11 protein-coding genes are annotated in these 14,814 nt (G+C 49.7%); 1 reads left to right on the top strand and 10 read right to left on the bottom strand.

Annotated features, from left to right (window positions below; genetic code table 11):
- Positions 1–2: 2 nt before the first annotated feature.
- From CRN95_RS11955 to tyrS, 9 genes are all read right to left on the bottom strand, one after another.
- On the bottom strand, positions 3–641 hold the full coding sequence (locus CRN95_RS11955; RefSeq protein ID WP_073424959.1) for a MotA/TolQ/ExbB proton channel family protein: 639 nt from the start codon (positions 639–641) through the stop codon (positions 3–5).
- Positions 642–829: 188 nt separating this feature from the next.
- Positions 830–4,708, bottom strand: a complete 3,879-nt coding sequence (locus CRN95_RS11950; protein WP_097021031.1) for a tetratricopeptide repeat protein — start codon at positions 4,706–4,708, stop codon at positions 830–832.
- Positions 4,709–4,787: 79 nt separating this feature from the next.
- Positions 4,788–7,028 (bottom strand): tetratricopeptide repeat protein, encoded by a 2,241-nt coding sequence (locus CRN95_RS11945; protein ID WP_088631322.1) that lies wholly within the window; start codon positions 7,026–7,028, stop codon positions 4,788–4,790.
- A gap of 11 nt (positions 7,029–7,039) precedes the next feature.
- Positions 7,040–8,557: an OmpA family protein gene (locus CRN95_RS11940; protein WP_235003022.1), complete on the bottom strand. Its 1,518-nt coding sequence runs from the start codon at positions 8,555–8,557 to the stop codon at positions 7,040–7,042.
- Between the two features lie 185 nt (positions 8,558–8,742).
- Positions 8,743–8,943, bottom strand: coding sequence for a hypothetical protein (locus tag CRN95_RS11935; protein ID WP_014546551.1), 201 nt, complete (start codon positions 8,941–8,943; stop codon positions 8,743–8,745).
- Positions 8,944–9,069: 126 nt separating this feature from the next.
- Positions 9,070–9,861, bottom strand: coding sequence for a 1,4-dihydroxy-6-naphthoate synthase (locus tag CRN95_RS11930; protein ID WP_097021030.1), 792 nt, complete (start codon positions 9,859–9,861; stop codon positions 9,070–9,072).
- Between the two features lie 162 nt (positions 9,862–10,023).
- Positions 10,024–10,734 carry a futalosine hydrolase gene (gene mqnB / locus CRN95_RS11925; RefSeq protein ID WP_097021029.1) on the bottom strand — a complete coding sequence of 237 codons (711 nt, stop codon included), beginning with the start codon at positions 10,732–10,734 and terminating at the stop codon, positions 10,024–10,026.
- A 10-nt stretch (positions 10,735–10,744) separates the two neighbouring features.
- Entirely contained in the window at positions 10,745–11,674 is a 930-nt protein-coding gene (locus tag CRN95_RS11920; RefSeq protein WP_235003021.1) for a 1-phosphofructokinase family hexose kinase, read from the bottom strand.
- A gap of 35 nt (positions 11,675–11,709) precedes the next feature.
- Entirely contained in the window at positions 11,710–12,927 is a 1,218-nt protein-coding gene (gene tyrS / locus CRN95_RS11915; RefSeq protein ID WP_097021028.1) for a tyrosine--tRNA ligase, read from the bottom strand.
- A 256-nt stretch (positions 12,928–13,183) separates the two neighbouring features.
- Between tyrS and CRN95_RS11910 the strand changes: the two genes are divergently transcribed.
- On the top strand, positions 13,184–13,801 hold the full coding sequence (locus CRN95_RS11910) for an outer membrane beta-barrel protein (protein ID WP_235003020.1): 618 nt from the start codon (positions 13,184–13,186) through the stop codon (positions 13,799–13,801).
- An 80-nt stretch (positions 13,802–13,881) separates the two neighbouring features.
- Here CRN95_RS11910 and CRN95_RS11905 read toward each other — a convergent pair whose 3' ends face one another.
- On the bottom strand, positions 13,882–14,772 hold the full coding sequence (locus CRN95_RS11905; protein ID WP_097021026.1) for a LysR family transcriptional regulator: 891 nt from the start codon (positions 14,770–14,772) through the stop codon (positions 13,882–13,884).
- Positions 14,773–14,814: the final 42 nt, after the last annotated feature.

Raw genomic sequence — 14,814 nt, 5'->3', positions numbered from 1 at the left:
GATTAAGCGAGGGAGTTGATAATCTTGAGGCCCTTTTCTTCCATTTCCTGGATGAGGCGTTCGGAGTTCATGTTGAGAAGACCAACGATGACGAGGAGCGGAACTGCAGAGAGAAGTCCGAGGAGCGTAGTACCCATAGCGATAGCAATACCATCAGCAAGAGCCTTAGCACGTTCAGAAGCCGGCTTGTTAGCAACAGCGTCGAATGTGTAGATCAGACCGTAAATCGTACCCATAAGTCCGAGCAACGTGGAGATGGAAGCCATAACGGAGATGATGGAGATGTAGCGAGTGAGGCGCGGAGCTTCAGTGAGGAACACAGCGTCAGAAGCAGCAGTCATCAAGTCACGAGCCTTGTCAGCATCCTTGCAGTTGAGCTTAGCAGCGACGATAGCGTCCATAACCTTAGCAATCGGGAGCTTGGAGCTCTTAGCGAACTGGAGAGCCTGTTCGAGCTGGTTCTGCATGACGAGCTTACCGAAATCGGCCATGAACTTACCGCGGCCCTTGGAGCTCTTAATCATAATGTAGGTAACACGTTCCAGGGAGAAGCCAAGGCCGATGATGAACACGACCAAGATGATCCACATGAACTGGTAACCATCAGATTCAGGGCTGAAGGATTGAAGCAATTTAGACATTAGAGACTCCTTTAATTGAGTTATTGTTTTTGTTGTTTTTGATAATCTTCGTTCATATTTATTTTTTTTTGGAGCGTTGTGGGAGATTTTAGTAGTAAAACTTTCTTTACCGCTAGGCAATCGCCCTCAAGCCCAATAAAATAGGGGAATCCCATGAACTAGGATTCCCCGTAAAATAGTTTTTACCGCTATTTCTTCTTGCCTTTTTTGGCCTTTTTCTTGGACTTCTTGGCTTCAGACTTAGCTTTTTTGCCCTTCTTGCCCTTCTTGGAGGTCGTTTCGACAGCTTCTTCGTCGCTAGAAGATTCAGAAACAGCTTCAACACCTCTTTCGGATGCCGGGATCAAGCTCGGGTTAGCAGTCCATTCCTTGAGCTTGGCGAGTTCTTCTTCAAGCTTTGCACGATCGTCCTTAGTTTCCTTGACGATGTTGCGGAATGTAGCCACCTTTTCTTCCAAGGTCATAGCGTCAGACTGTTCAATCTGTTCGATACGAGCCTTCAACTTGAAGTAGGTCGGGTCAGCGAACAGCGTGGACGGGTCGAACTTTTCGATCTTGGTATTGAGATCTTCGTTAGCTTCGTCGAGCTTTCTCAAGGTTTCGAAGAGCTTGGTCGTCCATTCGTTTTCGATACCGTAGTGAGCAGAAGCCTTGATACCGGTTGCGCACTGCGGGATAGCGAGCTGCTTAGCGGCATCAGAACGGCTGTTCAATTCTTCGCGGTAGGCTTCCAAGTCTTCGTGGGCAGCCATGATAGCGTCATCCTTCACCATGCCCTGGCCGATGTATTCACGCACGATCAAAGCACTATCCGGAAGCGGGGAGTTAGCGAATGCGTCAGCAACTTCGACGAACACAGCGCAGCCCTGGTAGTACATTTCGATGTAGCCCATTTCTGCAGCGATCACGTCCTTGTTGTAGAAGCCCTGGTCACGAGCAAGGTCGATGTTCTTCTGGAAAATCGGACGAGCCTGTTCGTAGTAAGACGGGAGCTGCTGCACAATGCCAATGCGTTCTGCAAACTTTTCTTCTTCCTTCTTACCGTTGAGCTGCTGTTCACGAATCTTAGCAGCCATCGTCACGAAGAGCATACCCATCTTGTTGGTGGCACGGAAGGTCCACTTTTCAGATGCGTAAGCAGCAGACTTGGAGTAGTGACCCATAGCCTTCTGGAGGATTTCAACCAAGCTCTTGATGATCTTGGCCTTTTCCTTTTCCTTGCCCTTCAAGACAACCGGAGTCATCTTGTTGTATTCGTATTCACCCATGTAGAATGCAGCTTCAGCCGGGATAGCAGCGTCTGCGTTCTTGATCTGCAAACCGTACTTGTCGTAAGCTTCAAGAGTCTTCTTGTAAGCGTCAACAGAGTTTTCCATATCCTTCACGTTGCGGTAGGCACGTGCGATACCGATGTAAGCAGCGATGAGCTTTTCCTTGTCTTCCTGGTACATCTTGATGAAGTTGCGATATTCCTGGATGGCGAGGTCCCACTTCTTAGCGTTAGCGTATGCCATCGGGATAGAGAAGGCAGCGTCAACAGCGTAAGAGCTCTTCGGATAGTCGCGGACGAGGTCCTTGGAGCAGCGGATAGCTTCGTTGGTCATCTTAGCTTCGTCGTAGCTCAAGCATGCGCTATAGAGGAAGGACGGAGTTTCTTCGTTCTGCGGATAACGCTTGTAAGCAAGTTCGAAGGTAATAGCAGCCTGCTTCTTATCCGGGATGGAGTCATAGGTCTGAGCGGCAAAGCCGATTGCCGAGAAGGCCATGGAGTCCTGCGGGAAGTTGTCAGTAATGAACAAGAACGTCTTGGCGGCCTGAACCGGCTGCTTGTCCTTCTTGTAGTTGCTTGCAGCACGCAAGATACCCTTAACCGTGAGCGGAGACTTAGCATAGCTCTTCGGGAGGAGCATGAAGGTTTCTGCAGCCTTCTTGTACTGGTTGGTTGCTTCGTAAGCGGCAGCGGCTTCGAAGATTGCCTTGTCAGCAATGTCGATGTTCGGGTAGCGCTTCACGAGGTCCAAGTAAGCCTTAGCACCAGCTTCGTTCTTGCCAGCCTTGACGGAGGATTCAGCCTTCTGGAAGAGAACGTAAGCGATAGCCTTTTCGATTTCAGCAGCCATGGAGTCGTTGCGAGTTTCCTTGGCCTTGTACTGCTTGAGGAGCCATTCGAATTCCGTGAGGGATTCGTCGAGCTGGTTGGATTCCAGCAAGGACTGGGCAAGCATACGGCTGATGAGCAAAATGTACTGGTGTTTCGGGAAGTCCTTCTTGAGCTTGCGGAGGACGTTCACGGCAACACTGAACTGCTTTGCATCGTAGTGAACGATAGCAGCGTTGTATGCAAGTTCTGCAGCTTCCTTGTTCTTACCGAACTTGGCCATGTACTTATCGACCTGGTCGAAGTAAGCCTTGGTTTCCGGCAAGTTGTAAGCCTGGACGGCATCATCGTTAGCCTTGGTCTTGCGAGCATTTTCGCGAGCCTGGTCCATCATGAGAACGGCGTTATAACCAGCTTCATCCTTCGTGAGGAGGTTGCCAGAGCCCATTTCGCGACGGCCATAGCGAGACGTATCGGTTTCGACGATCCAGTTGAACATCTTAGCAGCGTTAGCATGCTGATTCATTTCCTGGTAGACGAGAGCTAGGTTGATGTGAACCTTGTATTCGTCCCAAGTCGGTTCCTTGGCATAACGCTTGAGGAATGCTTCATAAGCTTCGATAGCCTTGGCATACTGTCTCTTGCCGCCTTCGATATCACCTTCCTTGGTGAGCTTAGCAGCCTGAGCGTGGTGGTACTGCGGAATGTCGAGCATAGCGCCACGGATAGCCTTTTCAGCGTTCTTCACAGATTCCGGATACTTCTGGTTCTTCTTGTACCAAGAAGAGTTACGGTCATAGCGCTTCACAACTTCATAGCGGTGAGCCTGAGCATCTTCGAACTTCTGCTGGACAATCAAGATTTCGATCATAGCGATATCGGCGAGCGGAGCGTCGATATAGTCCGGGTTGATGTTCATCAAGCGCTTGAAGGACTGGACAGCTTCTTCGTTACGGTCATGGTCCTTGTTCTTCATACCGATACGGTAGTAGACAGAGTCCTTGAACGGAACCTTCTTGTCCCTCAAGAAAGCTTCAGCTTCCTGGACACCACCACCTTCCAAGTCAGAGAAGGAAGCAGCCATGAAGTCCATAGCTTCTGCGCGCAAGTCGTTCGGGTATTTACCCTTGTCAGCGCCGACGATGTAGTCGAAGTACTGCTTAGCAGCAATTTCGTATTCGGCAGTGTTATAGTAAGATTCTGCCAAGTGGTACATGGCAAGTGCAGCTTCCTTACCCGTGAGGTTTTCGAAGCCCGTCACCTTCTTATAGGCTCCGATAGCGTCCTTGAACTTACGGTTCATGAAGTGGTATTCTGCAATACGGAGCCATGCCTTCGGCACAAGACCGTTGTCCGGGAAGTCGCGGACGAGCTGCATACGGAGCTTGTATGCCTTGTCGTCTTCGCCACTAGCTTCCTGCACTGCTGCAGCCTGGTAAATCACGGTCGGAGCCTTGGCTTCCTTCGGATACTTGTCGATGTATTCGAGGAAATAGCCCAAAGACTTCTGGTGATCCGGCTTCGGGAACTGGCCAATGTTGGCGCACTTTGCCGGCTTGTTATCACGGTCAGCGCACCATGCGACATCTTCTTCATACTGGGCGTTCTTGTCGAGGAACTGCTTTTCTTCGAGCTGGAACTGATAGTGACCGAGCTGTTGCAAGGAGCTTGCGCAACGGTTGCTCACCTTGCCCTTGCAGCGTTCTACCTGACGTTCCCACTGGGCGATAGCATCGCGCATGCCCTGTTCGTCGAGGCCACCAGAACGGCAAGCCTGTTCAGCCTGGTTCTTAATAACTCTATAGGAACTGGCGCACTGTTCATAACCAGAGTTGCCCTTTCCAATGGATTTGCACTTTGCGTAAAGATTCTTTGCTTCGGTAGTCTTATCTTTACACGGGTCCGATGCAGCAAAAGATGTTCCGGCCATGGAGCAAACAATTGCTGAAACGAGCAATAGATTTTTCATCGTTCTCTATCCACCTATGATTATTTCTAAAAAATAAAAAGGACGGACCCGGTTTTAAGCGGGCCCGCAACTATAACTATTAGAGGTCATCCTCCAACGAGGGCATTTCAGATGCGCCAGAATTCTTCGATGAGCCACCGCCAGCACCACCCATCTTAGACAAGAGGGTAGCCTTTGTAAAGCCAGCGTCATCCAAGATACGCTTACGGTTGGATTCGAAGCGGTCACTCTGGATGGATCTCTGCATGAAGGAAGCGTAATCTTCAATAGCTTGGTTAGCCTTGTTGAACGTCGGACGCAAAGCTTCGCGCTTGCTTTCCACACGCGGAGTCGGAAGCTGGCGAGCAAGATCCAAAGCAATAACCTGAACGGAGTCGAACTGGCTCTGCATTGCATCGTAAGCCTGACGAGCGCTGTCGCGAGCGGCAACAGACACAATCGGCTGTTCCGTGCGCTTTTCAGCCTGAGTCAAAGCTTCAAGAGCGTCCTGATAGTTCTTCTTCATGAAGTGGCAGTAACCAATCACGAGGTAAGCTTCAGACACGAGGAAGGATTCCGGAAGGTTAGAAATGATCCACTTGGCCGGCTTGATAGCTTCATCCGGCTTGTTGACCTTGAGGAAGGACCATGCAATACCGAGCATAGCTTCATCGAACACCGGAGATTCCTTCTGGACCTGGCCATACATCTGAGCAGCAGCTGCGATGTCCGGCTTTTCACCAGAGAAGAAGAGGTGGCCGAGCTTAACTCTTGCAGCGTCCTGAAGGTCGCGTTCAGACTGGTTGGAAACCGGCTGTTCCGTAATGTCACGGAAGCAGTTTTCAGCTTCATCGAACTTACCCATACGGCTGTTAGCAATACCCATGGTATAGCGAGCGTAGAAGTAGTTTGCGTTACCCGGGAGGATGGAGGCGAGCAAGTCGACGCATTCCTGATAGAGGCCCTGTTCGAACTTGATCTGGCCAGCAACGTAGTCAGCGTCAGCCTTCACGTCGCTTTCACCAAACTTCTGAGCAATGTTCTGATACTTGGTCATAGCTTCCGTGTACTTGCCTTCCTTATAGTCGATGTTCATCAACTGGAAGTGGTACTTAGCACGCTGGTCACTCTGCGGATAGCGCTTGATAGCGTCTTCGTAGACGGACTTAGCAGCCTTGTGCATACGGAGGTTTTCGAAAGACTTTGCCTTGTAGAAAGCAGCCTGGTCCACCAAGTGGAATGCCGGGTACTTGGTCTGAACCTTACCGAAGGCATAAGCAGCTTCGAGGAACTGACGGTTCAAGTACAGACGCATTGCAGCGCGGTAGTCGTTTTCAGGTTCGATCTTCAAGCGGCGATAACGTTCTTCACCGATTTTTTCTTCACGGGTATCACCGAAGCGAGAAGTAAGCTTGACAGCCCACACAAAGCCACGGTTCTTCTTGGCCCAGAGATCGTCGTGAGACATTTCGAGGTCGAGAGCGAGGTAACGGAAGATGCTCACATCCTTGACATTAACCGTAGCGCCAATGACCGGGTAGCCTTCCTTAGTGAAGCGAGCACGAACACCAAGGTGAGAAGAAAGGTAGTAAGTCAAGGTGAAGCTCATTTCGAGGTTAGCACCCTTACCACCTTCATCGGAATCATGAATGATATCAATGAGGGAGAATTCAGCCTTCATTTCGAGGAGACGGTTGAATCCGCGATAGAAGAACGAAACGTTCAGGTTCGTCGGGATCTTATAAGCATCAGCTGCGCCCATGAGAACGAACTTGAAGCTACCGTCACCATCAGCTTCGCTGACAGCCGGAGCAAGAAGGTTCTGGACGGCAACGCCGATGAGCAAGTAACCGTACTTCGAAGAAGCAAGCGGGTTCCAGCTCAAACCTACGTCAGCACCAACCGTGAGCTGCTTGAGTTCATCAAACTGGTTGATGTAAAGCACATCGAGGTTGACACCAAGAGAGAGCAAGTGGAAAAGTCTGTAAGCGTAACCGAACTGAGCGGCAATTTCGCCATAGGATTCACCACCTTCAATGGAAGCACCATTTTCGAAAAGGGAGAAGCCCAAAGTGTGCTTGTAGTCAATCGGGTATGTCAAGCTGACATATTCCTGGCTAGCTTCGCCACTAATGGTGCTAAAGAATGCAGCGCTGAATTCGAGCTGATCGGTTTCAGAAATACCAGCCGGGTTCACGTACATGGCGGTGTTACCACCAAATTCTGCAAACCAGTCATTCTGCTGATACTTATTCGGCGTGTAGGTTGCCTCTGCAAACAAAGAAGTGCTGGCTACGGCAAGTCCGAGAGCGGACGTCTTGATGAAACTAGTACGCAACATCACCTACTCCTTTACTTAATATCCGTGCGGATGAACTCGATACGGCGGTTCTGCGCACGTCCTTCAGGTGTCTTGTTGGAAGCAACAGGCTTAGTATCGCCCATGCCCTTAGTCGTCATACGGCTTTCGGTAATACCCTTTTCGACAAGGAAGTTCTTCACAGCGTTTGCACGGTCTGCGGAGAGGGTCATGTTCTTGTCCTTGTTACCGATGTTATCAGTATGACCAATAATTTCGAAAGTAGCTTCCGGGAAGGTTTCCATGATATCGACGACCTTCATCAAGGAGATGTAGGAGTCCTGAGTAATCGTGGACTTACCAGATTCGAAGTTCACACCTTCAAGAACGAAGACCTTCTTCGGCGGCTGCGGAACTTCATCCGGGCAACCATCGTCGTCCTTGTAGTTGTTGAGAGATTCAGCCTGTTCCGGGCAGAGGTCCACACCCTTACAGATGTGAGCGTACTGGGAAAGCATACCCTTAGCTTCAACCCACGGGTCGCAGAGACCATCGCGGTCGTTGTCGGCATCCGGGCAGCCATCGTCGTCCTGGAAGCCATCGAAGTCTTCGGCTTCTTCCGGGCAGTTATCGAAACCGGTGCAAACGCCAGCGTACTTTTCGGAGAGACCTTCTTCGGAAACCCACGGATCGCAAAGGCCATCGCCATCGGTATCCGGATTACGTGTTTCTTCGACAGCTTCTTCTTCCTTAACGACGTCAGTTGCAGTAAGACCAATATCCAGCTTGCCCTTTCCGCGCTTGATCATCGGAGAGGTGGACTGGCAGAAGAAGTTCGGGTTGCCGAGAGACGGGCTGATGAACTTCGGGTCCAAGGACACGTTCGTGCGGTTCACCTTGATGAACTGGTTGAACGGGTAGTAGTTCTTGTAAATGTTGTTGTATTCCACCTTCGTCTGACCGGCAGCCGGGTCAGCAAACACACCGTAGTAGTGGTTTTCCATGAAGATGTTGTTACGAGCGACCAGGTTAGTCGGTCCCTTCAGCGTAAGGCCGGAGTAGCCATTGCGAAGCACAACGTTCTGTTCGATGTAGGCATCGAGAGACTTTGCACCCCAGGCGAGAATGCCGGACCAGCGGTTGCCGTACACCACGTTGTTGCGGAGCCACGGCAGAGAAATAAAGGCACCGATACCAGTTGCATGGTTATCGATCACATAGCAATGATGAATGTAGGGGGCTGCGTTTTCGCAAAGGATACCTTCGAGACCGTTCCTCACAGTGAAGTGCGACATTTCTGCGCCCGAAGTACCCATGACGGTCGGACCGCGACGGCCACCATCGATAATGGTAGACAAGGGGTCCTCGCCCTTGAGAACAACACCCATGATCAAGGTGATGTTTTCGTTATAAACACCGCGTTTGACAAGGATTGTATCCCCGGCATCCGCATTTCCGAGAGCATCTGCAATCTTTGCGAAATCGCCAGGAACGTTGATATTCTTCGCCATGGCGGTTCCAGAAAGAAGCATCGCCCCGGCCGTAATTAAGACCAGTTTCTTTAGGGTCATACTGCTACGTTTCTCCAATCATAGAACACTTAAATTCGTTAAACATACGTTTGCCAGTTTGGCAAACACAAAACCCATGTGGGAATATACCTTCAAAAATGACTTTAGTCAAATACTTTTCGTCAAAAACGCCATTTTTCGTGTAAAAATTACACAGGTATAGCCATTTGGGGATAACTTATCTGTCAATCCTCGCTCGGAAGATCGTCCTTCTCCTCCTCCTTCTTTGCACCTTGAATTGAAACGCGGATCTCTTGGCAGGTCTTCTTGATGTTCTGCAAGACCTTGCGAGCGCGCGTGCCAGCTGACTTGTTGCCGCGTTCGAATTTCTCGTATTCGCGTTTGAAATTTTCAATTTCTAGTTCGAGATCGTTTACTAAACTCATAAGCAAACTCCAAAAAAAGATGCTTTTTGGAAAATAAATAAAGTTTTTGCTAAAAATTCGCCGTTTTGCAAAATTACGTTTACGTTTATAAACTATTACATAGAATAAAGCTTATTCAACAGCTTATCAACAGTGTGATAACCGCCACAGATTTTCAAGAGCCCTCCAACCCGCCTCGCCGACATTTTCGGAGAAGTCATTTACGAACATTGCGATGTGGGACTTGATGACTTCATCGTCATCGATCTGTGCTTTTTCGACGATAAAAGGGGTCACTGGATTATGCCTTTGACGGGCAATTTGGAGACTGCGCCGGATTTCATTTTCGACAGATTCGATAGTCGCATACCCCAGTTCCTTTTTCGCAACCGCAATTCCAAGCGGAATTGGAGAACCCGTTTCTTGCTCCCAATAGGCGCCTAAGTCCTGCAAAAGGTGTAGACCGTCACGCTTCCACGTAAAGCGATGCTCGTGGATAGTAACGCCCTGAGGGATATTCTTGTTCAGGAGTCCCTGATAAACCTCGTTAAAGAGGGCGTATTCGAGCTTTGGAGCGTTTTTGAACTGATGGGCGTACCAAAACTTGAAAAGGAGCACTGCGGTCGTATTGGCGCCCGGAAGGGTCGTCGAGAGCTCCGGATTGAACGTACCCGACTCCGAAGAGAGTAAAAGCGGGCCACAGCCGTACCCGATAGCTCCCCCACAACCGAGGCAGCGGTAGGTTTCAGCAATATGGGGATAGACCTGGGCACTAATCTTTGCGACGTCGAGTTCGCCCCGAAGGACCATTTCGTTAAGCGTCTGCACGTCGGCAAACGTCACTTTCCATTCAAATGGGGAATTTTCGAGCCCCTGGAGCAAGGCTTCGTAGATGAACGTGTCATTTGGGCAAGTGGAAATACCGAGTTTTAGTTGCATATGCTGTAAGGAGTAAGAAATTTGATGCTGGAAGTAAATTTAACTGGATTGACGCTTTGCGTCCGAGGCTTTGGCACAGAAATAGGCTTGCAAACAACCTGTTTCATTCGCCTTGCTCTCGTTTCTTCGGGCTACGCCCTCAGAATGACGTCAAAGAGAGGCTTAAAATGACGTAAAAGCAGCACGAAGAGCTGCGAGAGCATCGGAGATGCGCCAGGTGGATTTGTCACGAGTGGACGCAAAGTTACTGACACCACGGATTTCGTAGCAGGGAATGCAAAAGGCATGGCAAATCGAGAAGCAGGCGGCCCCTTCCATCGATTCTACATCGACATTGAAGTTTTCGCTACGCTCTTTCGCCATGGAGGCGGTTCCCGTGCAGCAATTCACGCTGAGACCGGCAACAGGCTTCAAATTGGAAAGCCATGCAGGAGCGCCCCGTAACGGAGAAGATTCGTAGACTTGTGCGGACTCTGTAGACGAAGCGCCATTCGCAGAAGCAGCGCAAACCTTGTGCCACGTCGTAAACGAGCCATCGCATTCTACAACGCCCAAATCCCCAACAATTTCGGAATCGACGCGGACAACGTCACCTACGTTCAATCCACGACCAGGATAGGCACCACAGATGCCCGCAAGCACTACATGCGAAAAAGGCCCCTCAGCAGCAAAACGAGAGAGTAAAACGGATAAATTTGTTGCAAATTCAAGCATTCCAACGCCAAGGACAACGGCAAAGCCGCGCCCTTCGGGCAACTCGACGATTTCGCCTAAACGAATATTACTTTGGACAAAGGACTTGCATTCAGGAAAGACGCCAAAGAATTCCAAGTTTGACGCAAAGGCAAACAAAGGAACAAAGTCGTTCTCCATAGCAAAATCCTTATTCGAGGCGTTCGACCTTTGTCGAGAGATCGCTTTCGAGCTCGGCAACGCGATCCAGGCTCAAATTCCACGGGCGTTCGACTTCGCAACGGGCACTAGCCACTGCAGTCGCCTTCGCCAAGCAGCTTTCAAAGCTAAGATTTTGTTCAAAAGCATAGAGCCAGCCCGCAAAGAACGAATCTCCGGCGCCGATATCGTTTTTCACATTGATGGTCGGCGGTTGCAACTGGATGCCCTGGAACTTCTTTTCCATGAGACGGAAGGCACGCACTGGAGCATCTTCTTCGGTCACGATGAGATTCTTGATCGGGAGACGTTCAAGCACTGCTGTTGCCGTCATCTTCCAGAACTGCGGGCTAGACTTGACTTGCGGAATGCCCATGCGTTCCAAAAGCTTGCAGTATTCCAGCATGTTGATTTTCAGAAGGTCCACGCCCTTGGCAAGGAGTTCATCAATACCGTCAATAGCATCGACAAAGATGTGCTTGTCGCTAAAGTCCAGCTCATTGAACATCTTCGCGTTAAAGCCTTGCGGGAACGTTCCGCACAAAGCGATGTACTGCGTTGAATCCCAGTAATCGTTGAGCGTTTGTGCAAAATCTTCGTTTTCGGAATCCGCAAGCATCGGAGACGGTTCCACAAGTTCAGTCGTGTCACCATTGCAGGCAATCGTCGTGCAGATGCGCGTATTTTCGCGAATCCAGATAGGCACCTGCTGGATGCCGCAAGCAGAGAGTTCGTCAAAGATTTTTTCTCCGTTCCCGGCACCGAGGAAATGCATCAAGCGAGGTGTACCGCCCAAGAGCTGCAACACACGGCAGCAGTTGATACCCTTGCCCGACGCGTATTCCTTGACCTTGGAGATGCGGTGGACTTCGCCTGGAGTAAACTTGTCCAGAAAGAACACCCTCTGCCAAGCAGGATTCAAACCGAGAACTAAGATTTCCCTTGACATCGCTTACCTTAGAAGTTCACCTTGAAGAACTTGCGCTTGCCCACCTGAACAACGAGCTGGTCGCCGCCCTTGATTTCGATTTGGGCCTGCGGATCAGCGAGCTTTTCGCCGCCAATCTTCACACCGCCGTTCTGCACCATACGGCGAGCTTCACCCTTGGAAGCAAAAGCCTTGATGTTCACAAGGAGATCGAGGGCGCCATACGTGCCAGCATCAACAGAGCATTCGAGAGCATCGCTCGGGATAGCGTTACCACTGTGGATTTCGCGTTCCTTGGCGGCAGCGGCTTCGGCAGCTTCGGCACCGTAGTACTGCGTCACGATGTCGATTGCGAGGCGGTGCTTTGCATCGTTCGGATTCATCTTGCCAGCAGCAATGTCTGCCATCATCTGCTTGACTTCGTCGAGCGGAATGTTGGTCAAAAGTTCGTACCAGTTTTCGACAATGTTGTCGGAGAGGCTGTAAATCTTGTGGTACATCACGTCAGCCGGTTCGTTAAGGCCAACGTAGTTGCCGATGGACTTGGACATCTTGACCTTGCCGTCAGTACCGAGCAAAATCGGCATAAAGAGACCGATCTGCGGTTCCATGCCTTCAAAAATCTGGAGGTCGCGACCACGAAGCACGTTGAACTTCTGGTCGGTGCCGCCGAGTTCCACGTCACTCTGGATAGCGACAGAATCGTAGCCCTGCATCATCGGGTACATGAATTCGTGGAGGCTGATCGGCGTGTTTGCCGTATAGCGGTTGTGGAAGTCTTCGCGTTCGAGCATCTGGGCGACAGTGAACTGGCCCATGAGTTCTGTGACCTTGCTGAACGGGAGCTTGGAGAACCATTCTCCGTTGTAGTGGATTTCGACCTGATCGCGGCGGACCACCTTAAAGAACTGTTCCTGGTATTCCTTCGCGTTTTCGAGCACCTGTTCGTGCGTAAGGCGCGGACGAGCCTTGTTGCGACCGCTCGGGTCACCAATCTGAGCAGTGTAGTCACCCACGATGAGGACGACCGTATGACCCAAGTCCTGGAACTGGCGGAGCTTGCGCATCACGACCGTATGACCGAAGTGAACGTCCGGAGCCGTCGGGTCCACACCCATCTTGATACGGAGGGGCTTACCCGTTTCGTAGGACTTCTGGAGTTTCTTTTCGAGTTCGTCTTGCGGCACAATGTCAGTAACACCGCGCATCAAAATTTCAAGCTGTTCTTTAACAGGACGGAATTGCATAATAATCTCAATGGTTGATTTTTTAATTTCGCGACAAAGATAGTAATTAGTTGTTGACCATTAGTCCATTGCCATTAAACGAGTTATGCATTACGATGGTAAAAAATCAAAAGGACATTTGCGGAATATGAAAGAATTTGAACCCTTTTGTATCATTAAAATACATGTAAATATATATTTACAAATATAAACTTTGAATTGATTTTTTATTTATTACTTTTTGCGCAAAATTTTAAACTTATCAGGAAAACATTATATGAAAAAAATTCTTTTGTCCATTGCACTTGCCGCCATCTGCGCATTTGCAGCTTCTGCTCCGAAAACCCATGACGGTTTCTTCTTGAACGCCACGATGGGTGCCGGCTATTCCAGCTTTGAAGACAAGATTGAAGGCGGTCTCGGCAAGATGACTTGCGACGGCGGCGCCTTTGAAGCATCCTTTAAGTTGGGTGGAACCGTCGCACAGAACCTCATCTTGCACGCCACATTCTCTGGCGACGTTCTTTATTCCGATCTCAAGCTCAAGAGCGGCTACGTCGATGAAAAACTCGCACACGACGGTTTCAACATGCTCATGCTCGGTGCAGGCCTCACCTACTACCTCCCCATCCAGGAAAACGTCTATGTCAGCGCCTCCTTCGGTGTGACCGACATCAGCATTACCCTCAACAACAACGATTACAACTTTGACAACCTTGATGCCGGTTTCGGTTTCAACATTTCCGTCGGTAAGGAATGGTGGATGAATGACGAACTCGGACTTGGTATTGCATTCTCCTACACGCACCATTCTGCTGACGGCAACTACCGCGGCGAAAAGAACGAAGCTTCTTCTAATTCGTTCGCACTCGTAGCCTCCCTCACCTTCAACTAATTGTTGATTTAAACCATTGAAAAGCCTCCATGTCTAACATGGAGGCTTTTCTTTTTTACAGTCCTGTCACGCAAGCGTGATTATTTCCGTTTGTTCTGTTGACGGCGAAGGATATACTTGGTCAAGAAGTTGTAGAATTCTTCGGTCTTGGAATTATCCTGTTTATTGCGACGCAGCGATACCACGATATCGCGCTTAAAATCCGTATCGGTGATTTCAAGAAGCCGAACGCGCTTGTGGTCCATTTTGCCCCACGAGAGTTCCGGCCAGAAACCCACGCCAATGCCCGCAGCAACAGCTTCCTTGACAACAGCGGCGTTATCACTTTCGAACGTCACATTTGTATGGAATCCGATACTATCGCAGAGTTCGTTACAAATCTGGCGGTACTGTTTGGAACCGTAAAGACGGATAAATTTTTCGTCTTTCAAATCAAAGAGCGATATAGAATTGAGCTTTTTGTACTGCGCCGTATTCGGAACCGCCAAGAAAATCTTTTCGGAATGGACAAACGTTTCGTCACTTTCGGTATTGTCGAGTTCCGGTCTGTAATTCGCGTAAGTGCGAACGCAGATATCGAAAACGCTCGTTTCTTCATTCTGCACAATGTCCACGTCGATATCTGAATTACTTCGTCTGTACTCAATCACAGCACTCGTGATAAGCGTGGATGCGGCAAGGACGTTCAGCTTGACATTGTTGTTCTGCTTGTTCGCCGTCTCCTTGAGAAGAGCCGGAAGCGCCATCATATTCTCGTAAAGCGGCTGGAGCTTTTCGTAAAAGAACTTTCCGCTATCAGTGAGCTTGATGTTTCGCCCAGAGTTTTTGAACAGCAAAACGCCTAGTTCATCTTCGAGCTTGTGGATAGCTTGCGTAAGCGCCGGCTGAACGATGCAGAGGTTCTTTGCACTTTGCGTGACATGCTCCGTGCGCGCCACCTCCAAGAAGTATTTAAGCTGAGTCAGTTCCATGTGTAGCAATATAGGTTTTTAGACGAGAGGGAGGAGCCCGAT

This window comes from Fibrobacter sp. UWB16 (assembly GCF_900215325.1).
Classification (GTDB): Bacteria; Fibrobacterota; Fibrobacteria; order Fibrobacterales; family Fibrobacteraceae; genus Fibrobacter.
This window is presented reverse-complemented; position numbering and strand designations above follow the sequence as displayed.